This is a genomic window from Streptomyces sp. NPDC087440 (genome assembly GCF_044744005.1).
GTDB lineage: Bacteria > Actinomycetota > Actinomycetes > Streptomycetales > Streptomycetaceae > Streptomyces.
In genome coordinates this window covers 105,538-131,361 of the sequence record NZ_JBIUXN010000005.1, presented here as the reverse complement: position 1 = coordinate 131,361, position 25,824 = coordinate 105,538, and the positions used below count along the sequence as shown (strand labels likewise).

The window sequence follows — 25,824 nt, the reverse complement described above, 5'->3', positions numbered from 1 at the left end:
CTCCCCCATGGCGGCTCCCCCCTCGTTCCTGTGGACCCGGCGGATCTTCCTGACCCTGCTCACCGGTTTTGTGCTGCTGCCGGTGTTCGTGATGGTCTCCAGCTCGCTGAAGCCGCTGGCCGACGTGTCGGGGAAGTTCCAGTGGATCCCCTCCTCGCTCACCTTCCGTCCGTACCTCGACATCTGGGAGACCGTCCCGCTCGCCGACTACTTCGTGAACTCAGCTGTAGTGGCGGGCGCGGCGACGGTCTGCTCGGTGATCATCGCGATCTTCGCGGCGTACGCGGTGAGCCGCTACACCTTCCGGGGCAAGCGCGCCTTCACGGTCACGGTGCTCTCCACCCAGATGTTCCCCGGCATCCTCTTCCTGCTGCCGCTGTTCCTGATCTACGTCAACATCGGCAACGCCACCGGTCTCGCGCTCTTCGGCTCGCGCATCGGCCTGATCATCACGTATCTGACCTTCTCGCTGCCGTTCTCGATCTGGATGCTCATCGGGTACTTCGACTCGGTGCCCCGGGACCTGGACGAGGCGGCCAAGGTCGACGGCTGCGGACCGGTCGGCGCACTGGTACGCGTCATCGTGCCGGCCGCGCTGCCGGGCATCGTCGCGGTGGCGGTGTACGCCTTCATGACGGCCTGGGGCGAGGTGCTCTTCGCCTCGGTGATGACCAACGACACCACCCGCACCCTCGCGGTCGGCCTCCAGGGGTACGCCACCCAGAACGACGTGTACTGGAACCAGGTCATGGCCGCCTCCCTGGTGGTGAGCATCCCCGTGGTGGCCGGGTTCCTGCTCCTCCAGCGCTATCTGGTCGCGGGCCTGACGGCCGGTGCGGTCAAGTAAGTCGCCCCCCTCACACATTTTGTGACGGTACGTCAGAGATCGGCGCCCGCGCGCCCTCCGTACCGTCCGCCCGACTCACCGAGAGGCTTCCCCGTGCCCGCATCCATCGACCTCGCCGCCTTCCCCCCGGGTTTCTCCTGGGGCACGGCCACCGCCGCCTACCAGATCGAGGGAGCCGTCGCCGAGGACGGCCGCTCCCCCTCCATCTGGGACACCTTCTCCCGCACTCCCGGCAAGGTGGCCAACGGGGACACCGGCGACGTGGCCTGTGACCACTACCACCGCTGGCCCGAGGACATCGCCCTGATGAAGCAACTGGGCGTCGACACCTACCGGTTGTCGGTGGCCTGGCCGCGCGTCGTGCCCGGCGGCGACGGCCCCGTCAACAAGAAGGGGCTCGACTTCTACGACCGGCTGATCGACGGGCTCCTCGACGCCGGGATCAAGCCGTCGGTCACCCTCTACCACTGGGACCTGCCGCAGATCCTCCAGGAGCGCGGCGGCTGGACGGTCCGCGAGACCGCCGAGCACCTCGCCTCGTACGCGAGCGTCGTCGCCGGACGGCTCGGCGACCGGGTCACCCAGTGGGCCACCCTCAACGAGCCGCTGTGCTCGGCCTGGATCGGCCACCTGGACGGCGTGATGGCCCCCGGGCTCACCGACCTGACCGCCGCCGTCCGCGCCTCGTACCACCTGCTGCTCGGCCACGGCCTCACCGCCCAGGCGGTACGGGCGGCCGCGCCCGGCGCCCGGATCGGACTGGTCACCAACCACTCCCCCGTCGAGCCCGCGAGCACCCGCCCCGAGGACATCGAGGCCGCCCGCCGCATGGACGGACACATCAACCGCTGGTTCCTCGACCCGGTGTACGGGCGCGGCTTCCCCGCCGACATGCGCGAGCTGTACGGGGTCGAACTCCCGGAGCAGGAAGGCGACTTGGCGGTCATCGCCGCCCCGCTGGACTGGCACGGGGTCAACTACTACTTCCCCGTCACGGTCACCGACGACCCCGCAGGCCCCATCCGTTCCCGTGAGATCCGGCTGCCCGGCGTGCCGCGCTCCGGCATGGACTGGCAGATCGACGCGGGCGGCCTGGAGACGCTGCTGATGCGGCTCACCGACGACTACGGGGTGCGCGAGCTGTACGTCACCGAGAACGGCTCGGCCTTCCCCGACACGGTGACCGCCGAGGGCACCGTCGAGGACCCGGAGCGCACCCGCTACCTGGAAGAGCACATCGCCGCCTGCGCCCGCGCCCTGCGCAAGGGCGCGCCCCTCGCCGGGTACTACGCCTGGTCGCTGCTGGACAACTTCGAGTGGGCGTACGGCTACGACAAGCGCTTCGGGCTGGTCCACGTGGACTATGCGAGCCAGCGGCGCACCGTCAAGGCCAGTGGTCACCGCTATGCGGAGCTCATCCGTGCCCACCGTGCGGCTACGGCTCCCTAGCCTCCTTGACCCGGCCGAGGTCCACCGGGCCCTCGGCCGGCGGGACCGCCCTTGAGAGGGCGAGTCCGCTTCCCGGTACCGGGAAAATTCAGCCCCGGACCGCCGGGCCAAGGGGTCCCCAGCCCCGCCCCTTCACCTCAACCCGCGGGGCAATTGCACGGTTCCGTGCAGGCGCGTCGTGGCTGGTCGCGCAGTTCCCCGCGCCCCTGGAACACCCGCCCCCTGAGGATCGGCGCCGCTCGCACCAACCCCCTTCACCCGCACGGGAATCCGAGGAGAACCTTCATGCCCACAGTCGGCACACCCCTCACCAGACCCCCTGCACACGCACCCCGCCGTACCCTCGCCGGAATCCTCGTCGGCGCCCTGGCCGCGGCGCTGCTCGTCCTGCTGCCCTCCACCGACGCCTCCGCCGCCCCCGTCCTGCTCTCCCAGGGCAAGCCCGTCACCGCCTCCAGCCAGGAGAGCGGCGGCACCCCCGCCACCGCCGCCGTGGACGGCAACACCGGCACCCGCTGGTCCAGCGCCTTCGCCGACCCCCAGTGGATCAGCGTCGACCTGGGCGCGCCGACGGCCGTCAGCCAGGTCGTCCTGCGCTGGGAGGCCGCCCACGCGAAGTCGTACCGCATCGAGCTGTCGAACAACGGCACCGACTGGACCTCCGCCCACTCCACGGCGAACAGCCCCGGCGGCACCGAGACCCTCAACGTCACCGGCACCGCCCGCTACGTCCGCATGCTCGGCCTGACCCGGGCCACCGGCTACGGCTACTCGCTGTGGGAGTTCCAGGTGTACGGCGGGACCGACGGCGGCCCCACCCTGCCCGGCGGCGGTGACCTCGGCCCGAACGTGCACGTCTTCGACCCCTCCACCCCCGGCATCCAGGCCACGGTGGACCGGATCTTCAAGGAGCAGGAGTCCGCCCAGTTCGGCACCGGACGCCACGCCCTGCTCTTCAAGCCCGGCACGTACAACAACCTCAATGCCCAGATCGGCTTCTACACCCAGATCGCGGGTCTCGGCCTCAAGCCCGGCGACACCACCTTCAACGGTGACGTCACCGTCGACGCCGGCTGGTTCAACGGCAACGCCACGCAGAACTTCTGGCGCTCGGCCGAGAACCTCACCCTCAACCCGGTGAGCGGCACCAACCGCTGGGCGGTCTCCCAGGCGGCCTCCTTCCGCCGCATGCACGTCAAGGGCGGCCTGAACCTCGCCCCCGACGGCTACGGCTGGGCCAGCGGCGGCTACATCGCCGACAGCAAGATCGACGGCCAGGTCGGCAACTACTCGCAGCAGCAGTGGTACACCCGCGACAGCTCCATCGGCGGCTGGTCCAACTCGGTCTGGAACCAGGTCTTCTCCGGTACGGAGGGCGCTCCCGCCACCGGCTTCCCCGAGCCCCGCTACACCACCCTGGACACCACCCCAGTCTCCCGCGAGAAGCCCTTCCTCTACCTCGACGGCACCGAGTACAAGGTCTTCGCCCCCGCCAAGCGCACCAACGCACGCGGCACCACCTGGGCGAACGGGACCCCGGCCGGTGAGTCGATCCCGCTGAGCAAGTTCTACGTCGTCAAGCCGGGCGCGACCGCCGCCACCCTCAACCAGGCCGTGGCGCAGGGCCTGCACCTGCTGTTCACGCCGGGCGTCTACCACGTGGACCGGCCCATCGAGATCAACCGGGCCAACACGATCGTGCTCGGCCTCGGCCTGGCCACGATCATCCCGGACAACGGCGTCACCGCGATGAAGGTCGCCGACGTCGACGGCGTCCGCCTGGCCGGGTTCCTCATCGACGCCGGACCGGTCAACTCCCCGACCCTCCTCGAAGTCGGCCCGCAGAACGCGTCCGCCGACCACGCGGCCAACCCCACCACCGTCCAGGACGTCTACGTCCGCATCGGCGGCGCGGGCCCCGGCAGGGCCACCACCAGCATGGTGATCAACAACGACGACACCATCGTCGACCACACCTGGATCTGGCGCGCCGACCACGGCGCGGGCGTCGGCTGGGAGACCAACCGGGCCGACTACGGGCTGCGGGTCAACGGCGACGACGTCCTGACCACCGGCCTGTTCGTGGAGCACTTCAACAAGTACGACGTCGAGTGGTACGGCGACCGCGGCCGGACGATCTTCTTCCAGAACGAGAAGGCGTACGACGCCCCGAACCAGGCCGCCATCCAGAACGGCGCCACCAAGGGCTACGCCGCCTACCGGGTCGACGACGCGGTCACCACCCACGAGGGCTGGGGCCTGGGCAGCTACTGCTACTACAACGTCGACCCGACGATCCGCCAGGACCACGGGTTCAAGGTGCCGGTGAAGCCGGGCGTGAAGTTCCACAGCCTGCTGACCGTCTCGCTCGGCGGCAACGGCCAGTACAACCACGTCATCAACGACACCGGTGCGCCGACCTCGGGGACCTCGACGATTCCGTCCACGGTCACGTCGTTCCCGTAAGCACACCTCCTCAACTGCCCGTCACGCAGCAGCACTTGGTGCGTGACGGGCGCACCACCCCTCTCCGGGCCGGGGCACTCACCTCCCGCAAACCCCGGCCCGGAGAGGCCCCCACCGCACCGTCCGACGCCCGGTTCCCCCGCATCGCCGATCTTGGCAGGTGCATGCCACAGAGCGCTCAGGCGTGCCCGGCGCGAATCGGCCCCCCTCCCCCTGGAGCGGTCATGACCCGTCCACCCGTCCCCCTCTCCCCACCCCGGATGCGCGGCCCCGTCGCGCTGATCACCCTCGGGGCACTCCTCGCCTCCTGCGTCACCCTCGCCACCGCACCCGCCGCCGACGCGGCCGACACCCTCCTCTCCCAGGGCAGACCGGCCACCGCCTCCTCCCAGGAGGGCGACGGGCTCGCCGCGCCGGCCGCCGTCGACGGCAACCTCACCGGCACCCGCTGGGCCAGCAGGTGGACCGACGCCGAATGGCTCCAGGTCGACCTCGGCGCGACCCGCAACCTCAGCCGGGTGGTGCTCAGTTGGGAGTCCGCGTACGGGAAGTCGTACGAGATCCAGGCCTCCGACGACGGCACCACCTGGCGCACCCTGAAGAGCGTCACCGGCGGTGACGGCGGCACCGACGACCTCGCCGTGTCCGGCTCCGGACGTTATGTACGCATGCAGGGCGTGGCCCGCGCGGGCGGGTACGGCTACTCGCTCTGGGAGTTCCAGGTCTACGGCGGCGACGGTACGACGAACCCGCCGCCCGGCGGCCCCGTCAAGGTGGCCGGTGCGCAGGGGAACTGGCGGCTCACGGTCGGCGGCCAGCCGTACACCGTCAAGGGCCTGACCTGGGGGCCGTCCGTCGCAGACGCCCCGAAGTACCTGCCCGACGTGAAGTCCATGGGCGTCAACACGATCCGCACCTGGGGCACCGACGGCTCGACGAAGCCGCTGCTCGACAGCGCGGCCGCCCAAGGACTGCGCGTGGTCAACGGCTTCTGGCTCCAGCCGGGCGGCGGCCCCGGAAGCGGCGGCTGCGTCAACTACGTCACGGACACGACGTACAAGACGAACTCCCTCAACGAGTTCGCGAGGTGGGTCGACGCGTACAAGAGCCACCCCGCCACCCTGATGTGGAACGTCGGCAACGAGTCGGTGCTCGGGCTCCAGAACTGTTACAGCGGTACGGAGTTGGAAGCGCAGCGCAACGCGTACACCGCCTTCGTCAACGACGTCGCCAAGAAGATTCACAGTATCGACCCCGACCACCCGGTGACGTCGACGGACGCCTGGACGGGTGCGTGGCCGTACTACAAGCGCAACGCCCCCGACCTCGACCTGTACTCGATGAACTCCTACGGGAACCTGTGCAAGGTCCGCCAGGACTGGATCGACGGCGGCTACACCAAGCCGTACATCATCACCGAGACGGGCCCGGCCGGTGAGTGGGAGGTGCCGAACGACGCGAACGGCGTCCCGGACGAGCCCACCGACGTGCAGAAGGCCGAGGGGTACGCCAAGGCCTGGGGCTGCGTCACCGGGCACGCGGGGGTGGCGCTGGGCGCGACGATGTTCCACTACGGCACCGAGCACGACTTCGGCGGCGTGTGGTTCAACCTGCTGCCCGACGGGCTGAAGCGGCTGTCGTACTACGCGGTGAAGAAGGCGTACAAGGGCAGCACGGCCGGGGACAACACCCCGCCGGTCGTCTCCAACATGACTGTTACGCCCGCGAGTTCGGCCCCGGCGGGCGGCGAGTTTTCCGTGCGGGCGGACGTGCGCGACCCCGACGGCGACCCGGTCACGTACAAGATCTACCTGAGCGGCAACTACGCCAACGGCGACAAGCGTCTGATCGAGGCCCGGTGGCGGGCGACCGGCAACGGCACCTTCGCCGTCACCGCCCCGGAGAAGCTCGGCGTGTGGAAGGTCTACGTCCAGGCCGAGGACGGGCGCGGCAACGCGGGCATCGAGACGAAGTCCGTGAAGGTCGTCGCCCCGCCGGTGACCGGCACCAACGTCGCGCTGAACAAGCCGACCACCGCCTCCTCCTTCCAAGGGTCGTACGGGGACTGCCCGTGCGGCCCGCAGCTCGCCGTCGACGGCAAGCAGGAGACGCGCTGGGCCAGTGACTGGTCCGACCCGCAGTGGATCAGCACCGACCTGGGCGCGCCGACCCCGATCCGCACCCTCCAACTGGTCTGGGACCCGGCGTACGCGAAGGCGTACGAGGTGCAGGTGTCCAACGACGGCACCACCTGGCGCACGGTGCACTCCACCACGACCGGCAATGGCGACATCGACACCATCGGGCTGAACGAGACCGCCCGCCACGTACGCCTCAACCTCACCCAGCGCGGCACCGGTTGGGGCTATTCGCTGCACGAGTTCGGGATCTACCGCTGACAGGAGAGAACCCATGAGAATGAGCAAGAGGACCAGGTCGCGAGGCCTGCCGGCACTGCTCGTCAGTACGGCGCTGCTGGTCGGCGCGCTGAGCGTCGGCACGGTCGCCACCGCCGCTCCGGACACGACGGGCGGGGCGGTATCGGCCGCCACCCACGCGGGGCACGTCATGGCGCCCTCCACACGGGCGTCCGGCGACGATCCCGACGGGGACGGTTACATTCCGGCCGTCCCGCAGGTCACCGGGGTGACGCCGTCCGACAGGACCCCGCCACGGGCGTACTTCCACGAGTTCCAGGCCAACTGCTCGGTCACGCACACCGCGCCGGACGACCCGATCGTCTACCCGGGGCAGTTCGGCAAGTCCCACGACCACACGTTCATGGGCAACACGTCCACGAACGCGGCCAGTACGACCGCGAGCCTCTACGGCGGGAACACCACCTGCAAGGCCCCGGCCGACGCGTCCGCGTACTGGATGCCCTCGCTGTACAACGGCGACCAGAAGATCCTTCCGGTCGGCCCGCAGACCATCTACTACAAGTCGGGCGTCACCGACTACACCAGCGTGCGCCCCTTCCCCAAGGGACTGCGCTTCGTGGTCGGCAACCCGATGCAGTCCGCCGCGGAGTTCCGCGCCCACAAGGGCTTCGTCGAGGGGTGGGAGTGCGGTGACAGCTTCTTCAACACCGACATCCCCGCGAGCTGTCCGCAGCGGCCCGACGTGCAGCTCAACCTGCGGATGCAGGCGCCCAGTTGCTGGGACGGGAAGTACCTCGACACGCCCGACCACAAGAGTCACATGGCGTACCCGGTCGTGAAGCCCGGCACCAACGACAACATGTGCCCGGCCTCCCACCCGGTGGCCCTGCCGATGATCGAGTTCAAGATGGCGTGGCCGGTCAACGGCGACATGAGCAGGGTGCGGCTGGCCAGCGGGCGTGGCTACTCCTTCCACTACGACTTCTTCAACGCGTGGGAGGAGCGGACGCTGAAGGCCCTGGTCGAGCACTGCGTCGTGGGCGGCCTCCAGTGCGACGCGCGCGGCTACGACCAGAACCAGCCGCAGAAGGGGGCGGTGCTGAACGCGGACTACCGGCTGCCGTAGACCCTGCGGGCCGCCCGGCTCCACGTCGGGCGGCCCCCGCGGCTTCGGCCGAGCGGCCCGGACGGCTTTGGCCGGGTGGCCAAAAGGCGGGCCCCGCATTCTTTTCACCGGCCAAAGAATGCGGGGATTCCGCGCTCCTACTCTTCGCAGGTGGACATCACCGGAATTGAACTGCGCCGCATCGCCATGCCCCTCGTCACCCCCTTCCGCACCTCCTTCGGCGTCGAGAGCACCCGTGACGTGCTGCTCGTGCGCGTCGTGACCGCCGACGCCGAGGGCTGGGCGGAGTGCGGGGCGATGTCCGAGCCGCGCTACTGCTCCCAGTACACCGACGGGGCCCAGGACGTCCTGCGCCGCTTCCTGATACCCGCCCTGCCCCGGGGCGCCGTGGACGCCGAGGCCGTGGGGCGGGCGGTGCGGCCGTTCACCGGGCACCGGCTGGCCAAGTCCGCGCTGGAGACGGCGGTGCTGGACGCCCAGCTCCGTACGACCGGCGAGTCCTTCGCGTCCTTCTTCGGGGCGGAGCGGGACCGGGTGGCGTGCGGGGTGTCGGTCGGCATCGCGGACTCGGTGCCGGAACTCCTGGACGCCGTCGCGGGATACGTCGCCGACGGATACGTACGGATCAAGCTGAAGATCGAGCCCGGCTGGGACGTCGAGCCCGTGCGGGCGGTCCGCGAACGGTTCGGGGACGGCCTGGCGCTCCAGGTCGACGCGAACGCGGCGTACACCCTGGCCGACGCCCGCCACCTCGCCCGGCTCGACGACTTCGACCTCCAGCTGATCGAGCAGCCGCTGTCCCACGACGACCTGGTCCAGCACGCCGCGCTGGCGCGGCAGTTGCGCACTCCGCTGTGCCTGGACGAGTCCATCGAGTCGGCGGCCGACGCGGCTGCGGCGATCCAACTGGGCTCCTGCCGGGTGATCAACATCAAGCCGGGGCGGGTCGGCGGCTATCTGGAGGCCCGCCGCATCCACGACCTGGCCCGGGCGCACGGTGTCGCCGTCTGGTGCGGCGGCATGCTGGAGACCGGCATCGGGCGGGCCGCCAACGTGGCCTTCGCCGCGCTCCCCGGCTGCACCCTGCCCGGCGACACCTCCGCCTCCGACCGTTACTTCGCCGCCGACCTCACGGAGCCGTTCGTGCTGGAGGAGGGCCACCTGGCCGTCCCGCAGGGGCCCGGCCTGGGGGTCGATCCGCTGCCCGAGGTGCTGGAGGCGGTCACCGTGTCCCGGGAGTGGATCACGCGCTAGGTGCGGTGCGTCCGTCTCGTCCGTCTCCCAGGGTGCGCAGGTGCAGCCACAGCACGAGCCGCTCGTCGGGGTCCTGGAGGTCGACGCCGAACTGCTTCCCGGCCTGCTTGAGGCGGTAGCGGCAGGTGTTGGGGTGCACGGAGAGTTCCTTCGACGCCCGTGCCACGTCGCAGCCCGCGTCCAGCCAGGCCGCCAGGGTGCGGGCGTACTCGGTGCCCTGGTCGGCGTCCGCGGCGACCATCCGCTGCCAGACACCCACCTGGAGCCGGGCGTCCTCGCGCAGCACCCCGGCGAGCCGGAGCAGCGTCACCCGGGCGCGCACCTCCTCGACCGTGGCGACCGGCAGCCCGTCGTGGAGCAGCCGCAGCACCAGGTCGGCGTCCGCGCGCGAGTCCGGTACGGCGCCGGGGTCGGCCACCACGCCGCCGAGCGCCGCCCGTACCGGAACCCGCAGGGCCCCTCCCGCACGGCGCACGATGTCCTCGGCGAGCCGCCGGTGCTGCGCGGCGTCGCCGGGCGCGGCCAGCACGGCGTACACCACGCCGTCCACGAGGACGCAGGCGTGCCGCCCGCTGCGGGCCTCGCACTGGAGGCGTACGACGTCCAGCAGCCGCAGCGAGGTCCACTCGGAGTCCGGGGCGCTGCCCGCGCCGGCCGGCGCGAACGCGGCCACCCGGACCGGGCCCGCGCCCAGCTGCCGGGCCGCGGCGGCCGGGTCGGCGGTGCCGTCGAGCAGCCTGCGCAGCAGATCGGTGTCGCGGTGGCGGGCCAGCTCCTGGGCGGCGCGGGCGCGCAGCAGGAGCAGGGCCGCGGTGGACGCGCCCTGGGTGAGGGTGTTCTCGGCGTCGGCGGCCAGGGAGCCGCTGTCCACCACCCAGATGGAACCGAGCGGCTCGTCCCCGGCCCGTACCGCGACGGCGAGCCTCGGCAGGTCGTCGTCGGTCAGCGGCGGCAGCCGTACGGGTCCGGGCGCCGCGAACACCGCCCGGTACTGGGCGGTGTTCCCCAGGCCGTCGGGGACCTGGAGGCCGAGGATACCCTGCCTGCGGTCCTCGTCGACGGGCTGCCCGGGGACGGTGGAGTACGCCAGGATGCGCTGGTGCGGGTCCTCCAGGCTGGTGGCCCCGCCGGTCGCGGCCGCGATGGCCCCGGCCAGGGCGAACAGGTCGGCGAGGCCGTCGCCGCGCGCGGGCCGCGCCTCGATCGCCGAGGCCAGGGTGAGGTGCACATGGTGCCAGGCCGCCCCCTCCTCGACGGACAGCAGGGCCAGGCCGTACGTCTCGGCCTCGGCGACCGGCGCGTCCTGGGCACCGCGCACCAGGACCCCGGCCATTCCGGCGGCGGCCGCCTCCCGGACGAGCCCACCGGCCTCCCCCGCCCGCACGCCGACGGCCAGGAGCAGGGCGCCGGGGGTGTGCGGGAGGGGGGCGTGGGCGTCGTACAGCAGGACGTCGCTGATCCGCACGGCGGCGTCGCCCGGCACGGCCAGCAGGCGCAACGCCGGGCTGCGGACGACGTCGATCAGGTCGCCCAGGGCCATGGCGTCCATGCGTGCTCCTTCGTCATTGTTCGGGAGCACAGTCTCTCAGCGGACGTCGTGGCGGATTTCCGCGGCGGCGCCCGGTGTGCGGCGGCCCCTGGTGGGCGGCCCGTTGCCCAACCGGAGGCGGACTCTGAGACCATGCAGGGAACGTCGAGGCCCCCGTGAGCGCGGAAGGGAGTGCGCGGGCCGACGGGAATGCCACTGGCTGCGAGTGATGTGGGGAAGGACCGTCGGGATGTCCGACGCACACGACGATGGCCTTGCCGTCGTCATGCACCTTGAGTCCGCGCGGGACCTGCGGGCGGCACAGGCGCGCGAGCAGGTACGGAAGTTGATGACGGCCTGGGCCGCCGGGCGCACGCCGGGGCCGGTCGGGGCGTCCTTCCAGACGCGGTTGCAGGACGCGCTGCTGGCCTGCTCGGAGCTGGTCAGCAACGCGCACCGGCACGGCGGCGGGCTCACCCGGTTCGCGGCCCGCATCGAGGCCGGGCACCTGCTCGTGGAGGCCGACGACCGCAGCGCGCTGCCCCCGGTCGCGCACTTCGGGGAGCGGACGGACCCGGGGGGCTTCGGCTGGGCGCTGGTGCAGACGGTCGCCTCGGAGACCGAGGTGCGGATGCACGCCGGGGGTTCCGGCAAGACCGTGACCGTACGGCTGCCGCTGAGCTGAGACCCGTCGGCCGGTCAGCCGGTCCGGGGGTCCGCCACGGCGGTGCGGTCGGGGAGTTCCTGGTCGACGAAGTCGAAGTAGCAGCGGGCGCCGGTGAGGTCGAAGAGGCGCTTCACCACCGGCTGGAGCCGGTTGCCGATCCCCATGGACGTGCCGCGGGCCCGGCAGTGCCGCTGCATGTCGAGCAGCAGGTGCAGGAACGAGGAGTCGGCGAACACCAGGCCGCTCAGGTCGACGCGTACCGAACCGCTCACCGCGAGGGCCGCCTGGATGAGCGCGAGTTGGAGTGTGGGCGCGGACTGCCAGTCGACACTGCCCGTGAGGCGTATGGTGCAGCAGCCCGCACCCATGGTGATGCTCAGGGTGTAGGTGGGGTCGCCTTCGCCCGGCATCGGGTCGCTCGTTCCTTCTCGTACGTTCATAACCATTCGCGCAGGCATTCGCGCGGTCCCCCTCCGGGGTGAGCCTGGTCGGGCCGCCGCATCTCTCGGCAGCCCCAGGGCAACGAAGCAATAAGTCACATCAACTGACGTAACGAGGGGCCGGTCCAGATGGCGCTGCTGCACTTCGATTCGACAGTGGTGGGGCGGCCCGCCAGCGCCGCTGAGGCGCGCGGGGCCGTCACCGCACTGCTGGCCCAGCGGCCCCTGGTATGCGACGCGCGTACCCGCGACGACATCCTGCTGGTGGTGTCGGAACTGGTGGGCAACTCCCTGCACCACGGCGGCCGGATCGCACTCCTCAAAGCCTCCCTGTTCCCGCACGCGTTCGATCTGACGGTGACCACGGCCGACGGCCCTCCCGCGACGGGGGCGTCCGCCGGGTGTCATCCGGTGCCGGACGGCTTCGGCCGACCGTTGGTCGCGGGGCTGGCCGAGGTGTTCACCGTGACCCGCCCGCGCTCGGGCGGCACGCGCCTTCGGGTGCAGATGTCACTGCACCGGCCGCATCAGCTTCCCATGCACCAGTACCCGCAAAACAGGATGGGATGATCACACGATCGGGTGTATCTCGATGCTCATTTCTCCTTCTGCGCAGAGGTGTTCGGTTCGCCGGGCCGTCGCCGCCCTGCGGTCGAGGTCACGCGGAGGCGACGGGTGGGGGGTCGTATTCTCTCCTCATGGAGCAGAGCACTTCCCCGAACGACGAGCACGCCGCGCGCAGGACGGACCGCGGCGCGTCGGGGACGGACGGATCCGTGCCGTCGCCCGCGCCGGTGCCCGTGGTCACCGCCACCGGCGACCTGGACTGGGACAACTCCGAGGACTTCGCCGAACGGTTGCAGCGGGCGACGTCGGGCGACGACCCGCTGGTGATCGTGGAACTGGCGACGGTGACGTTCGCCGACTCGTCCGTGCTGCACGCCCTGCTGACGGCGCACCGGACGCTGGAGAAACGTGGCGGCAGGCTGGCGATCGCCGGTCCGCTCTCGCCCTCGGTGTTCCGTCTGTTCGAGATCTCGCGGGCCGACGGCTATCTCAACCTCGTGGACGACGTCGAGGCCGCTCGGAGGCTGTCGTAGCCTCGCCCTCCGTGTCGGCGACGGCCGCCGGGTTCGCGGCGGTCTCGGCCGGTGCGGGCGCGCCGCGCCGGACGACCTTGCTGGTGCCGCCGCCGGCGAGCGCGGCGATCGTGACGGCGACCAGGGCCAGCACGATGCCCGCGACGGTGGCCGCGGTGACCTCGGCGCCCCCGTGCGGCAGCAGCAGGTCGAGTGCGAGGGAGCCGACCAGCTGGCCGGTGATCGTGCACAGCCCGAGCAGCAGCACTCCCAGCTTCTGCACGGTGGCGACGGCGATGGAGATGAACGCGATCCCGACCAGCCCGCCGAGGTAGAGGTACGGCTCGGTCGGCAGCCGGTCCGGGAGGCCCGTCAGGGCGGCGTGCACCAGCAGGACGACGAGCAGGGCGCCCGTACCGGCGACGAAGTTGAAGAACGTGCCCGTGTACGCGGACCCGGAGGCGTTGCGCACGTGCCCGTTGACCGCCTGCTGCCAGCTCACGCACACCCCGGCCACCAGCGGCAGCGCGAGCGCCGCGTACGGCAGGTCGCCGCCCAGCTTGTCGGCCACCGACAGCACGACGGCCGCCAGCACGAGCAGCGCGCCGACCACCCGGCGCCGGGTGGGCCGCTGCGGTCCGGCCGGGCCGAGGCCCATCCGGTCGAAGAGCAGTCCGCCCGCGACCTGCCCCGCGACGATCGCCACGCTGAACAGCGCCACCCCGAGCACCCCGACCGTCAGCCCCTGGGTGAGGACGAAGGCCGCCCCGCCGAAGCCGCCGAGCACCTGCCAGGGGCGCAGCCGCCGGGCACGGACCTCCGCGACGACCCGGCCGACCCCGCGCCGGGCGGTGCGTACCGCGAGCAGCCCGAGGGCCAGGACCAGGCAGCCGGAGCCGAAGGAGATCGTGGCGGCGGCGAACCCGTCCCCGCCGAGCCCGGCGGCCAGTCCCCCGGTGATGCGGGCCTGCAGGGAGATCAGGGCGCCGGAGAAGACGGCGAGCAGCAGCCAGGGGGCTTGGGCGGTGGGCATGGGCGGTCGGACCTCCGGGTGTGGTTCTCGGCGGGCGCGCCGGGGTCCGGGTGCCGGTGCGGCGGCGTCCGGGCCCACGTGCGTGCCGACGGTCTTTCTAGCCGACCGCCGCGCGGCGGGTGCGGGCGGGGGCGGGTGAGGGCACGGACTGGTGAGGGCATGGGCTGGTGAGGTCATGGGCGGGTGCCGGGCTCCCTGCGCACAGGGGAAGTTGAGTACGGGTACTCACGTCCGGGTTTGTCGCGGCGATCAGGATGAGGTCATCGTCCCGCGCCGTTGACCTGGAGGTTCTGTGATGCTCAGCCGTCTTGCCGGTGTTCTGGTGCCCTGGGCCGGGCGGTTGTCCGTCAGTGCCGACGCCGGGGCCGAGGTGGTGCCGGGGAGCATCGTGGCGGCCAACCACACCTCGCTGGCCGACCCCGCGCTCGTGCTGGCCGCGCTCCACGGGCTGGGGGTGCGGCCCACGGTGATGGCGGCGGCCGGGCTGTGGCGGGTACCGGTGCTGGGCCGGGTCCTGGAGGAGGGCGGGCACATTCCCGTGCACCGGCGTTCGCGGCGGGCGGCGGACGCGCTGGACCTGGCGGCCGACGCGCTGGCCGAGGGCCGGGTGGTGCTGATCTACGGGGAGGGCGGCATCCCGGACCGTCCGGACGCGGGCGAGGCCGCGCCGGGGGCCTTCCGCAGCGGGCTGGCCCGGCTCGCGGAGCGCACCGGGGCGCCCGTGGTGCCGCTGGGGCAGGCCGGGGCCCGGCGGATCACGTCCGGCAGCGTGGCCAAGCAGCTCGCGGGGCTGGCCACGGCTCCGCTGCGGCGGCCCCGGCTGCACGTCCACCTCGGTGCCCCGATCCGCCCGACCGGGGACCTGGCGGCCCGTACCGCGCACGCCCACGCGGCGGTGACCGAGGCGTGGCGCACGGCGGCGGCGCGGGTGGAGGGGCTGCCGGTCACGCTGGCGGCCTGAACGATCGAGCCGGGCCGTCACGTGCCGGTGGCCTGAGCCGCCGGGCCGGTCGGCCCGTGTGCGGGGGCTTCGGTCAGCCCGTGTTCGGGGGTTTGCGGGTGTCGAAGGCGAAGAGGGTGTTCTTGGCGGCGGCCACCACCAGGGCGCGTCCCGCGACGGTCACCCGGGGGCTGGCGCCCTGTTCGCCGGTGAAGCCGTCGGCCTGCGGGTCGGTGGTCCACAGCGGGGTGCCGTCGCGCGGGCTGAGGGCGACCACGCGGCCCGTGGCGGAGCTGAAGTACAGCGCGCCGGGGCCGGGGACGGGGCCGGACGCCCCTTCGACGCTGGTCTGGCGGCTCCACTTCTGGCGGCCCGTCAGGGGGTCCAGCGCCGTGACCCGGCCGGTCTGCCCGCTGACGTACACCGTGCCGTCGGCCATTCCCGGGGTGCCCTCGACGGGTTTCGGCAGACGGCTGTACGTCACCTGGCGCGTCGCCGGGTCGAGGCGGGCCACCCCTTCGTACCCCGCCGGGGCCGGGCCCCGCATGTGGACCTGGAGGAGGACCAGGCGGCCGTCGGCGACGCCCATCGGCACGGCGGGGCCCCGGACGGCGACCGGGCTCCCCGGGGTGCCGGTGGCGCGGTCGAGGGGGCGCAGGGTGGGGTGGCGCACCTCGGTGGCGTCGATCTCGGCGGTGGGCGCGCACATCGCGTACAGGCGCTCCCCCGCCGGGACCGGCGAGCATTGCGTGCGTGCGGGGAACGGCATCCGCCAGGCGACCTTGCCGCTGTGTGCGTCGCGGGCCTCCAGCAGGGAGTTGGATGCGTCGACCATGACCACGGTGGAGCCCAGCACCACGGCGTCGCGCGAGCGGCCCGTGACGGCCATGGACTGGGCGCCGGAGGGCTCGGCCCACAGTTCGCGGCCCTGCGCGGCGTCGAGGGCGACGACTTCGCCCCGGGGGTGGCGGTCGCTGATCCGGTAGCCCAGCACCGTGTTGTCGGTGGCGCCGACCAGGTGCATGCCCTGGACGGGGACGCCGGGGCTGGTGCGCGTCCAGACGCGGGTGCCGTCGGAGGGCTTGAGGCGGGTCGCCAGGACGCCGCCGCCTCCGCAGAACAGGGCGTCGCCGCGGGTGAGGCAGCGCAGTTCGTCGGGGATGTCCTTGCGGCCGCCCCGCACGGTGGTGTGCCAGGGGGTGAAGCCCTTGGGGAGCGGGGCGGCGGGGGCGGCGACGCTGTGGCTGCGGCCGTCGTCGGTGGGGTCGGTCTTGCTGCCGAGGCCGTCGGAGGTCACCGCGGCGATGCCGCCGCCGACCGCCGCCACGGCGACCGCCGCCGCGAGCACGGACCGCCAGCGGCGGCGCAGCCGTCCGGCCGCGGGCTTGTCGGGGCCCGGGGCCGGGTGGTGCTGGGTCTCGGTGTCGCGGGTGCGGGTGAGGGCGGTGGGAGTCGTGCGCGAGCCCAGGTCGCAGGGCAGGTCCCGCAGGCGTACGAGGAGTTCGTCGGCGGTGGGGCGGCCCTCGGGCTCCTTCGCCAGACAGGGTTCGACGACGGTGCGCAGCAGGGCGGGGACGGAGTCGAGCGCCGGTTCCTCGTGGACGACCTGGTAGGCCGTCATGTACGGGCTGTCGGCGTCGAAGGGGCCCTGGCCGGTGGCCGCGTACACCAGCAGGGTGCCGAGCGAGAACACGTCCGAGCGGGGGCCCACGCCGCGCGGGGCCTGCAACTGCTCGGGCGACATGAACGGCGGGGTGCCGATGACGCGGCCGGTCATGGTCAGCGTCTGCTGGTCGGCGGCGCGCGAGATGCCGAAGTCGATGACGCGCGGGCCCTCCGGGGAGAGCACGACGTTGGAGGGCTTGAGGTCGCGGTGGACGACGCCCGCGCGGTGGATGTCGCGCAGCGCCTCCGTCAGGCCGACGGCGAGCGTGCGCAGTTCGGGACCGGAGAGCGGGCCGTGCGCGGTGATGCGCTGGGCGAGGGTCTGCCCCTCGATGTACGTCGTCGCCATCCACGGCTGGTCGGCCTCCGGGGCGGCGTCGACGACGGCCGCGGTGAACGCCCCGCTCACCCGGCGGGCCGCCGCCACCTCCTGGCGGAAGCGGATGCGGAACTCCTCGTCGGCCGCGAACTGCTGGTGGATCAGCTTGATCGCGACGGGGCGGCCCGAATCCGTGCGCCCGAGAAAGACCGTGCCCATGCCGCCCGCGCCCAGGCGCGCCTCCAGCCGATAGCCACCGATCTCGGCAGGGTCACCTCCGCGCAGTGTCACTTGGCCGACCTCTCGTCCTCACCGGTACCTGAACCCGTCGTCCTCATGGATACCTGAACCTGACTTCCGCCTCACAAACTAACCGCCGGGCGGTGCGGCGGAGCACGGCGGGGGCGGTTGTGGTCAAGATCCTTCGTGTCACGGGTCTGTCCCGGCCCGGCCGGGCCTGTAACAGCTGTGTATGAGGGGCGGGTCGGGCGGAACGATTCACCGGGCGGGGCGACTCCTTGTGATCACAAACGCCGCTCGGACGCACAGAGCGGCAGGCACTGCCCACCCATGCTGAGGAAGAAACCATGCGCGTTCACCAGCTCACCTTCGCCACCCTCGCGGTCGTCGCCGGTCTCTCGCTCACCGCCTGCCAGAACGACGGCGGCGCGGCGCAGGGCAGTCCGTCGTCGTCGCCCGCGTCGTCGGCGGGCAGCGCGTCGACGGGCGGGGAGACGGCGGGCGGGGATTCGGCGGACGCGGGCGGCGCCGTGCCGGGCAAGGGCTCCAGTGGTTCGGCGGGCAAGAGCACCACCGGCGGCAGCGGATCCGGTTCCAACACCGGCGGCAAGGTCGCCAAGTGCCGCACCAGCGGGCTGAAGATCACCGCGACGGACGCCACCGTCGGCGGCGACAAGGACAAGACGGTCGCTGTGGAGCTGAAGAACACCGGCGGCAGCACCTGCGCGATCTCCGGGTTCGCGGGCGTCGACCTGAAGACGAAGGAGGGCACGCTGTCCGCCAAGCGCACCGGCGAGCCGGTCGTCCCTGGCACCCTCAAGAGCGGCGAGTCGACGTACTTCGGCATCCACTACCCGACCAACGACACCGGCGGCACGGGCGTCCGCATTACCGGCCTGGTGGTGACCCCGCCGGACGAGACGACCTCGGTCACCCTCCGCTGGCCGGGCGCGGCCTCGCTGCCCGTCACGGACGGTTCGGGCAAGCCCGTCACGGTCGGCCCGATCGGCAGCGCGGGCCAGGGCGGGGCGCAGTAGCCCGCCGGGCGGGCAGCGGAACGGCGTCTCCCACCTCCGTACGCCTTCTTCCGCACGGCGCACGTGACGTATTGACTGACGGTCACGTCCAGCACGTCCAACGGACAGGGGTGGGACATGGCCAAGAACGCCGCGCGGGAGATTCTGGAGAATCTGGTACGGATCGGGGCGGCCGCCGCCGGTGAGGCCGTGCGCACGGTTCCCGCCCGGCGGGCGGGTGACGTGCCGGTACGTCCCCAGGAAGTGAACCCGGTGTGGCTGACGGCCGTGCTGTGCGCCGGGAGTCCGGGTGCGGCGGTGACCGGGTGCGAGGTGACGCCGGTGAGCAGCGGCACCTCGTCGCGGTTCCGGATCGCGGTGACGTACAACGAGGCCGGTGTCGCGGCCGGGCTGCCGGGCCGGGTGTTCGCGAAGACCACCGCCGGGGTGCTGCAACGGCTCACCCTGCACCTGGCCGACGTCCTCGTCCAGGAACCCGCCTTCTACAACGAGATCCGGCCCGCCCTGGACATCGAGGCGCCCCGGGGCTTTCACGGCGCCGCCCATCCGGGGACGGGGCGCAGCGTGGTGCTGGTGGAGGACGTGGCGGACAGCAAGGGCGCGGTGTTCCTCGATCCCACGGCGCCGTTCACCCGCGCCGAGGTGGAGGGGCTGCTGGTGGAGACGGCGCTGCGGCACGGCCGGATGTGGGCGTCGCCGGAACTGTCCCGTCACGGGTACCTGAAGACCCCGGACGTCCATTTCGCCAATCTCGACCGGCTCATCGGCATGAACGCGCGCTCCCGGGTCGGCATGCGCAGGTCGGCCCCCGTGCTGCCGACGGATCCCGGTCCCGCGCCGGACGTCCTGTACACCGCGTTGCGCCGCTCCCTGGAGCAGGCCGCCGAGGGCCCGCAGACGCTGCTGCACGGGGACGCGCACATCGGCAACACGTACCGCACCGCCGACGGGCGCATGGGCTTCGTCGACTGGCAGGTGATGATGCGCGGCAGCTGGGCCTGCGACGTCGCGTACCTGATCACCTCGGGGCTGGCCGTGGCGGACCGGCGTGCCTGGGAGCGGGACCTGCTCGCCCTGTACCTGGAGCACCTGGCGAAGGCGGGCGGCGTCGCGCCGACGCCGGACGCGGCGTGGCTGGCGTACCGCAGGCAGAGCCTGTACCCGCTCTACATCTGGCTCACGACGCGGGGCCGCAATCCGATCCAGCCGCGCTACCAGCCGGACGCGATCTGCGACGCGATCATCGGGCGCACGGCGGTGGCGGTGCGTGACCTGGACGCGGTGGGGGCCGTGGACGCGCCGGGATAGCGGGGCCGGTCGGGCTGCCGGTCAGGCGGCGGGCCTGGGCGGCACCACGGCCACCGGGCAGTGCGCGTGCAGCAGGACGGCGTTGGCCGCCGAGCCGAGCAGGAGGGAGTCGGCGCTCAGTCGCCGCCGGTGCCTGCCCACCACGAGCAGCCCGGCGTTCCGCGAGGCCGTGACGAGGCGGCCCGCCGCGTCGGACGCGGCGATCACCCGCTCGACCGTGACCTGCGGGTAGCGCGCGACGAAGGGCCGCAGCCGGTGTTCCTGGGCGCGTCCGAGGTCGGCCTCGATGCTCGGGCCCTCCGAGGCGTGCACGGCGTCCGTGCCGTTGCCGTACCCGCCCGCGAGGGCGAGCGTGGAGAGCGGAACGGGGTAGGTGGTGACGATCCGCAGCGGGGCGCCGCGACGCCGCGCCTCCTCGAAGGCGAACTCCAGGACGACGTCGCTGGTCTCGTCCGGCGCGAGCCCCAGCACCACAGGACCGAGCCCCTCGCCCTGCGCCGTGGGCGGTACGACGACGACCGGGCAGGCCGCCCGCGCGGTGCCGGCACGGCTGACCGACCCGAGGAGCAGGCTGGTGAAGCCGCCGCGCCCGCGCGAGCCGAGGACGAGCAGCTGCGCCCGTGTGCTGAGCTCGACCAGTGCGGCGGCGGGGCTGCCGTCGACGGTCTCGTACCGCACTGGCGGCAGGTTCTCGCGGCCCGCCAGCAGCTCCCGCACCCCGGCGAACACCGGGACTTCTGCTTCCGCTTCTGCCGGAGGCAGCAGGGGCACGGAGCCGAGCATCGGAAACGCCTTGGTGTGATCGGTCCTGACATGAACGACCAGCAGCTCCGCACCGCGTGCGCGGGCTGCCGCCAGGGCCCATTCGAGGGCCTTGAGGCTGTGGTCCGATCCGTCGACTGCGGTGATCACCGGGAGGGTTTCCATGCCTCCATGCTGGTACGGAGGGGGCGTGCGGGGGCAGGGACGAAGGGCCTGAATCCCGGCCAAAGGTCACGATTCCGGGGGTACTTGGGCGGGCCCCCTCGGGTCTCGACGAGGGGGCCCACAGGCCGCGCGGGCCTGCGGGCCCCTCCGCGCCTTACCTCCGAGGCGCCCCGAACAGCCGCAGCGACATCACGTCCACGCCCTCCGGCTTCGCGCTCTCCACGACCAGCCGGACGTACCGGCCGACCCCCTCCAGCCGCTCGAACTCCTCGATGCCGACCGCCCTCGGGTCGAAGTCGATCAGGTCCTGCGGGGTGGTCGCCCTCCGGTAGGGCGTGGTGCCGCCCTTGCCCGCGCCGGTCGAGGCCAGTGCGTACCAGCGTCGGCCGTCGGGGGAGACCTCCAGCCGGTACGCGGTCGCGAAGCGCACGCCCCACTGGACGGCCGCCCGGTCCAGGGCGACCGGGCTGCCGAGGTCGACGGTGAGCGCGGTCGCCCCGCCGGTCACGGGGCCGCTGCTCCAGCCCGTGGAAGGGTCGTCGTCGACCGCCGCCGCCGGGTTCGGGCCGGAGGTCGCGCGGACCGGGCGGCCCATCGCGAGGTCGGCGGTGGCGCGTCCGCCGGGTGCGTCGCCGACCTGCTGGAGGGCGCGGACGAACGCCGGGTAGTCGGGGGCGGGCCTGGGCGAGCCCCAGCCCGCCTGGGCGACGATGTGGGTGAGCCGGGCGGTGCACTCCGAGATGTGCTCCTCGGTCTCCGGGGCGCCGATGTCGCACCAGATGTGCATGGCGGTGCCCTGGTTGGCGGCGCCGGTGATCGTGCGGTACGGGGAGGGGGTCTCGCTGTCCGGGCCCCAGTTGAGGAAGGCGTCGACCTGCCAGTTCTCGTACGTCCAGGGGGTGTCCTTGCGGTAGTCCCAGCCGCCGCCGGCCGCGTAGTAGGTGGGCGGGCTGCCGCCGTTCATGACGGTGAAGCCCTGGTCGACGAGCCAGGTGGGGTCGGCGCCGCGCGAGGTCCAGAAGTCGACGTTGATGGTGTTCGAGGGTTTGACGACGGCGGTGGTGATGCCGTTGAGGCCGTCGTTCCACATGCGCATGGTCTTGCCGTGGCGGCGGACGATGTCGTTGGCCCAGTTCAGGAAGCCGAAGACGCAGTCGTTGCCGGTGATCTTGGCCGGGTCGCCGCCGGTGGGGAGGTAGTGCGCCTTGGCGTACGCGATGTAGGCGGCGTTGTTGCGCACCGCGTCGGCCTCGTCGCCGCCGAGCATCCAGTAGCGGCCGGGGAAGAGGGGCAGGTACTCCTCCAGCAGGTCCCGTACGAAGGCGTAGACGGCGTCCTTGCTCAGGTCGAGCGTGGTCCTGGAGCCGGGCAGGCCCAGCTCGGGGTGGACGGAGAGCACCTGGGTCATGTGCCCGGGGACGTCGATCTCGGGGATGATCTCGATGTGGTGCTGCTGCGCGAAGGCGATCAGGTCCTGGATCTCACGCTTCGTCAGGAAGCCGTCCCGGGAGACGACTTCGGGGTGCGAGCTGGACTCGATCCGGAAGCCCTCGCTGTCGGTGAGGTGCAGGTGCAGGGTGTTGAGCTGCATGTACGCCATGTTGCGGACGGTGGCTTTGAGCCACTCGGGCGTGAAGTACTTGCGGCCGTTGTCGACCATCAGCCCCCGGTAGGGCTTGAGCGGCCAGTCCACGGCGGTGCCGCCCGCGACGACGGGCGACTGGTGCAGCAGCTGGAGCAGGGTGCGGGTGCCCCGGAAGACGCCGGTCACGCTTGCGGCGGACAGGTTCATGACAGATCCGGAGACAAGGGTGTACCCCTCGTCGCGGGTCACCGGGTTCTTGTCGTCGCGCAGCGTCAGCGACAGGTCACCGGCCCGCGCCTGCCCGGTGACCACGGCGACCCGACGGCCCGTCAGGGTGTGCAGGTCGTCGGCGAACAGGGCTGCGGTGGCGGCCAGTTGAGCGCGCCGGCCCCGGTCGAGGACGATACGGCTGCCCGTGCCGAAGCGGTAGGAGCCGCGACCGGGCGTCCACTGCTGGAGGCCGGGTACGGTCAACGGCCGCCCCGCGTCGGCCGGTTGACCGGCACTCCCGGCGTGGGCCGCGCCCGCCACGGCGGGAGTGAGCGCGGCGGCCGCCGCGAGGGCTGCCGTGCCGGTGACGAAGGTGCGTCGGGTGGGTTGCGCCGAAGGCATCGGGAGTGCTCCAGTCCAGGAAGTGGGGGAGAGAGGTCTAGACAAGACGAGCGTGGTCATCCTGGCCCCGATGTATGCGCTCTGCAAGGGTCCTGCCGGAATTTCACGGCTCTATAAGGTGACCCCGTGGCCAGTACAGACGAGCGAGACACGTCCCCCTCCGCCTCCGACCCGGCGGGGCCGGACACGGGCGCGCCGGACGGAGCGGGACCCGGCGCCTCGCTCCAGGCGTTCGCCGTCCAACTGCGCCGCATGAACGGGGAGATCAACCGGCTCGTCCACGGCTTCGCCGCCCGCCAGGGCCTGCACGCCACCGACGTCCAGGCGCTGGCCGCGATCCTGGACTCCGCGACCCCGCTCACCCCGGGCCTGCTCCGCGAACACCTGGGGCTGACCTCGGGCGCGGTCACCGCCTGTCTGGACCGGCTGGAGGGCGCCGGGCACATCCGGCGCTCACGGGAGAGCGCCGACCGCCGGGTGGTGCACGTGCACTACGAGCCGAGCGCCCGGTCGACGGCCCGCAGCCATTTCCTGCCCCTCGCCGAGGCCACCGAGAACACCCGCTCCCGCTTCGACGACGAAGAACTCGCCCTCGTCCTGCGCTTCCTCACGGACCTCAACGGCGAACTCGGCGCGGTCCGCGCGCCGCGCCGCTGAAAGCCCTGCGGATCGCACCCCCGGGCCATATATTTCAATCATTGAGATTGTTTCTGCTTGAGATATATGGAGACACGGGGTGGAGACGGGGGCAGCAGGCTCCCGGCCAGAAGCCCTGATCACTTGGCACCGGGAGCACGATGTCCACCTCCGCCCGCACCGCCCGCCGGCTGGTTCCGCTGGTCCTGCTGATCGTCTGGCTGGGCGTCGGCGGCATGCTCGGCCCGTACGCCGGGAAGCTGGGCCAGGTCGCCACCAACGACCAGGCCGCCTTCCTCCCGCAGAACGCGGAGTCGACCCGTGCGATCGAGGCCCAGAAGGCCTTCCGGCAGGACGAGACCCTGCCCGCCATCGTCATCTGGACCCAACAGGGCACAGGGGGAGGTGAGTTGGGGGCGGAGCAGCAGAGCGCCGCGAGCCGCGCGCTGGCCTCGCTCAACGGCTCCCCCGGCCTCGTCGGACGCACCTCGCCCGCTCTGCCGTCGAAGGACGGAAAGGCACTCCAGGGCGTCGTACAGCTGCGCCCCGACCTCGGCGACGAACTCGCCCCGACGCTGGAGCGCGTGAAGAAGGCCGCCGGGCAAGTGGCGGGAACCAAGGTCGAGTTGGCGGGTCCGGCCGCCAGTCAGGCCGACCTCAAGGATGCCTTCGCCGGGATCGACGGGCTGCTGCTCGGGGTCGCGCTCGCGGCCGTCCTGCTGATCCTGCTGCTGGTGTACCGCAGTGTGCTGCTGCCGTTCGTGATCATCGTGGGCGCGGTGTTCGCGCTGGGGCTGGCGAGCGCGATCGTGTACGTCCTGGCCGATCACGACGTCGTACGCGTCGACGGGCAGGTGCAGGGCATCCTGTCGATCCTGGTGATCGGGGCGGCGACCGACTACGCGCTGCTGCTCACCGCCCGCTTCCGGGAGGAACTCGCGGGCGGGGCCGACCGTTTCACCGCCGTACGGGCCGCCTGGCGGCAGACAGTGGGACCGGTGACGGCCAGTGCGGCGACCGTCGCGCTCGGGCTGCTCGCGCTGCTGCTCAGCGACCTCACCAACAACCGCGCGCTGGGCCCGGTCGGGGCGATCGGCATCGTGTGCGCGGTGCTGAGCGCGCTGACCTTCCTTCCCGCCGTGCTGGCGCTGCTGGGCAGGGCAGCGTACTGGCCCGCCAAGCCGAACAGCTCCAAGGGCAGGGGCGGGAGTTCCGGGCTGTGGCAGCAGGTGGCCGCGCTCGTGGACCGTGCGCCGCGCCGGGTGTGGGCGCTGTGCCTGGCCGGGCTGCTGGCCTGTGCGGCGTTCGCGCCGACGCTGACCTCGCGGGGCGTGCCGCTCGACGAGATCTTCGTGGGCGGCGCCCCGTCCGTGACCGCCCAGCGCACCCTGGGCGAGCACTTCCCCGGCGGCTCCGGCAACCCCGCCGTGATCATCACGGACGCCGGGCGGGCCGAGGCCGTCCGGGCCCTCGCCGAGGACACCGAGGGCGTCGCCGACGCCTCGGCCGTGACCGCCTCCGGGCGGCCCGGGGGCGGTGCACCCCTGGTGGTGGACGGCCGGGTGCGCATCGACGCGACCCTGAAGGACGCGACCGACAGCGACGCCGCGAAGGACACGGTGGCCCGGCTGCGGAACGCGGTGCACGCGCTGCCGGGGGCCGGGGACACGCTCGTCGGCGGATACACGGCGCAGCAGTACGACACCCAGCGGACCGCCGCGCAGGACCGGGTGCTGATCGTGCCGGTCGTGCTCGCGATCATCCTCGTCATCCTGGCGCTGCTGCTGCGCTCACTGCTGATGCCGCTGCTGCTGGTGGCGACGGTCGCCCTCAACTTCGTGGCCACGCTGGGCGTTTCGGCACTCGTCTTCCAGCACGTCTTCGGGATGAGCGGCACGGACTCGTCCGTACCGCTGTACGGCTTCGTGTTCCTGGTCGCGCTCGGCGTGGACTACAACATCTTCCTGATGTCCCGGGTCCGCGAGGAGTCCCTCGCGCACGGCGTCCGCGAGGGCGTGCGGCGCGGTCTGACCGCGACCGGCGGGGTGATCACCTCGGCGGGCGTGGTGCTGGCGGCGACGTTCGCGGCGCTCGGGGTGATCCCGTTGGCGTTCCTGCTCCAGATCGCGTTCATCGTGGCGTTCGGCGTGCTGCTGGACACGCTGGTCGTACGGTCGCTGCTCGTACCGGCGCTGGTGCGGGACATCGGGCGGACGGCGTGGTGGCCGGGGCGGCTCAGCAAGGCTCCGGCCGCAAAGGGCTGACGGGCGGGGGTCGTCGCGCAT

Annotated in this window: 20 protein-coding genes; 14 read left to right on the top strand and 6 right to left on the bottom strand. The window is 72.4% G+C overall.

The window, feature by feature from the left end:
- Window positions 1–7: 7 nt before the first annotated feature.
- The 6 genes from ACIO3O_RS13450 (at window position 8) to menC (ending at window position 9,523) form a co-directional block, all read left to right on the top strand.
- Complete coding sequence (locus ACIO3O_RS13450; RefSeq protein WP_401745250.1) at window positions 8–847, top strand: carbohydrate ABC transporter permease; 840 nt, start codon at window positions 8–10, stop codon at window positions 845–847.
- A gap of 93 nt (window positions 848–940) precedes the next feature.
- On the top strand, window positions 941–2,296 hold the full coding sequence (locus ACIO3O_RS13445; RefSeq protein ID WP_401745009.1) for a GH1 family beta-glucosidase: 1,356 nt from the start codon (window positions 941–943) through the stop codon (window positions 2,294–2,296).
- Between the two features lie 285 nt (window positions 2,297–2,581).
- Window positions 2,582–4,762: a discoidin domain-containing protein gene (locus ACIO3O_RS13440; protein ID WP_401745008.1), complete on the top strand. Its 2,181-nt coding sequence runs from the start codon at window positions 2,582–2,584 to the stop codon at window positions 4,760–4,762.
- A gap of 224 nt (window positions 4,763–4,986) precedes the next feature.
- Window positions 4,987–7,161 (top strand): discoidin domain-containing protein, encoded by a 2,175-nt coding sequence (locus tag ACIO3O_RS13435; protein ID WP_401745007.1) that lies wholly within the window; start codon window positions 4,987–4,989, stop codon window positions 7,159–7,161.
- A 13-nt stretch (window positions 7,162–7,174) separates the two neighbouring features.
- Window positions 7,175–8,269 carry a DUF1996 domain-containing protein gene (locus ACIO3O_RS13430; RefSeq protein ID WP_401745006.1) on the top strand — a complete coding sequence of 365 codons (1,095 nt, stop codon included), beginning with the start codon at window positions 7,175–7,177 and terminating at the stop codon, window positions 8,267–8,269.
- A gap of 150 nt (window positions 8,270–8,419) precedes the next feature.
- Complete coding sequence (gene menC / locus ACIO3O_RS13425) at window positions 8,420–9,523, top strand: o-succinylbenzoate synthase (protein WP_401745005.1); 1,104 nt, start codon at window positions 8,420–8,422, stop codon at window positions 9,521–9,523.
- Here the strand turns inward: menC and ACIO3O_RS13420 are convergent.
- Window positions 9,513–11,072, bottom strand: coding sequence for a PucR family transcriptional regulator (locus ACIO3O_RS13420; RefSeq protein ID WP_401745004.1), 1,560 nt, complete (start codon window positions 11,070–11,072; stop codon window positions 9,513–9,515). The genes menC and ACIO3O_RS13420 overlap by 11 nt on opposite strands.
- 229 nt (window positions 11,073–11,301) lie before the next feature.
- Between ACIO3O_RS13420 and ACIO3O_RS13415 the strand changes: the two genes are divergently transcribed.
- A complete protein-coding gene (locus ACIO3O_RS13415; protein ID WP_401745003.1) occupies window positions 11,302–11,736 on the top strand; it encodes an ATP-binding protein in 435 nt (144 codons plus the stop codon).
- A gap of 14 nt (window positions 11,737–11,750) precedes the next feature.
- Here the strand turns inward: ACIO3O_RS13415 and ACIO3O_RS13410 are convergent, their stop codons facing one another.
- The gene (locus tag ACIO3O_RS13410; protein ID WP_401745002.1) at window positions 11,751–12,128 is read right to left on the bottom strand and encodes an STAS domain-containing protein; all 378 of its coding nucleotides are present in this window, start codon (window positions 12,126–12,128) and stop codon (window positions 11,751–11,753) included.
- 159 nt (window positions 12,129–12,287) lie between these two features.
- Between ACIO3O_RS13410 and ACIO3O_RS13405 the strand changes: the two genes are divergently transcribed.
- Both ACIO3O_RS13405 and ACIO3O_RS13400 read left to right on the top strand, forming a co-directional pair.
- Window positions 12,288–12,728, top strand: a complete 441-nt coding sequence (locus ACIO3O_RS13405; protein WP_401745001.1) for an ATP-binding protein — start codon at window positions 12,288–12,290, stop codon at window positions 12,726–12,728.
- Between the two features lie 128 nt (window positions 12,729–12,856).
- Window positions 12,857–13,258, top strand: a complete 402-nt coding sequence (locus ACIO3O_RS13400) for an STAS domain-containing protein (protein ID WP_401745000.1) — start codon at window positions 12,857–12,859, stop codon at window positions 13,256–13,258.
- On the opposite strand, the gene ACIO3O_RS13395 is transcribed toward ACIO3O_RS13400, so the two are convergent.
- Window positions 13,215–14,270: a DMT family transporter gene (locus tag ACIO3O_RS13395; protein WP_401744999.1), complete on the bottom strand. Its 1,056-nt coding sequence runs from the start codon at window positions 14,268–14,270 to the stop codon at window positions 13,215–13,217. The genes ACIO3O_RS13400 and ACIO3O_RS13395 overlap by 44 nt on opposite strands.
- A gap of 295 nt (window positions 14,271–14,565) precedes the next feature.
- Between ACIO3O_RS13395 and ACIO3O_RS13390 the strand changes: the two genes are divergently transcribed.
- On the top strand, window positions 14,566–15,231 hold the full coding sequence (locus ACIO3O_RS13390) for a lysophospholipid acyltransferase family protein (RefSeq protein ID WP_401744998.1): 666 nt from the start codon (window positions 14,566–14,568) through the stop codon (window positions 15,229–15,231).
- Between the two features lie 73 nt (window positions 15,232–15,304).
- Here ACIO3O_RS13390 and ACIO3O_RS13385 read toward each other — a convergent pair whose 3' ends face one another.
- A complete protein-coding gene (locus ACIO3O_RS13385) occupies window positions 15,305–17,485 on the bottom strand; it encodes a PQQ-binding-like beta-propeller repeat protein (RefSeq protein ID WP_401744997.1) in 2,181 nt (726 codons plus the stop codon).
- Window positions 17,486–17,781: 296 nt separating this feature from the next.
- On the opposite strand from ACIO3O_RS13385, the gene ACIO3O_RS13380 reads away from it, so the two are divergent.
- Both ACIO3O_RS13380 and ACIO3O_RS13375 read left to right on the top strand, forming a co-directional pair.
- A complete protein-coding gene (locus tag ACIO3O_RS13380) occupies window positions 17,782–18,471 on the top strand; it encodes a DUF4232 domain-containing protein (RefSeq protein ID WP_401744996.1) in 690 nt (229 codons plus the stop codon).
- 117 nt (window positions 18,472–18,588) lie between these two features.
- Window positions 18,589–19,779, top strand: a complete 1,191-nt coding sequence (locus ACIO3O_RS13375; RefSeq protein WP_401744995.1) for a phosphotransferase — start codon at window positions 18,589–18,591, stop codon at window positions 19,777–19,779.
- Between the two features lie 21 nt (window positions 19,780–19,800).
- On the opposite strand, the gene ACIO3O_RS13370 is transcribed toward ACIO3O_RS13375, so the two are convergent.
- A complete protein-coding gene (locus ACIO3O_RS13370; protein ID WP_401744994.1) occupies window positions 19,801–20,706 on the bottom strand; it encodes a universal stress protein in 906 nt (301 codons plus the stop codon).
- 154 nt (window positions 20,707–20,860) lie between these two features.
- Window positions 20,861–22,903: a family 20 glycosylhydrolase gene (locus ACIO3O_RS13365; RefSeq protein ID WP_401744993.1), complete on the bottom strand. Its 2,043-nt coding sequence runs from the start codon at window positions 22,901–22,903 to the stop codon at window positions 20,861–20,863.
- A 126-nt stretch (window positions 22,904–23,029) separates the two neighbouring features.
- Between ACIO3O_RS13365 and ACIO3O_RS13360 the strand changes: the two genes are divergently transcribed.
- Window positions 23,030–23,560: a MarR family winged helix-turn-helix transcriptional regulator gene (locus ACIO3O_RS13360; RefSeq protein ID WP_401744992.1), complete on the top strand. Its 531-nt coding sequence runs from the start codon at window positions 23,030–23,032 to the stop codon at window positions 23,558–23,560.
- Window positions 23,561–23,700: 140 nt separating this feature from the next.
- Entirely contained in the window at window positions 23,701–25,803 is a 2,103-nt protein-coding gene (locus ACIO3O_RS13355) for an MMPL family transporter (protein WP_401744991.1), read from the top strand.
- The last annotated feature ends 21 nt before the right edge of the window (window positions 25,804–25,824 follow it).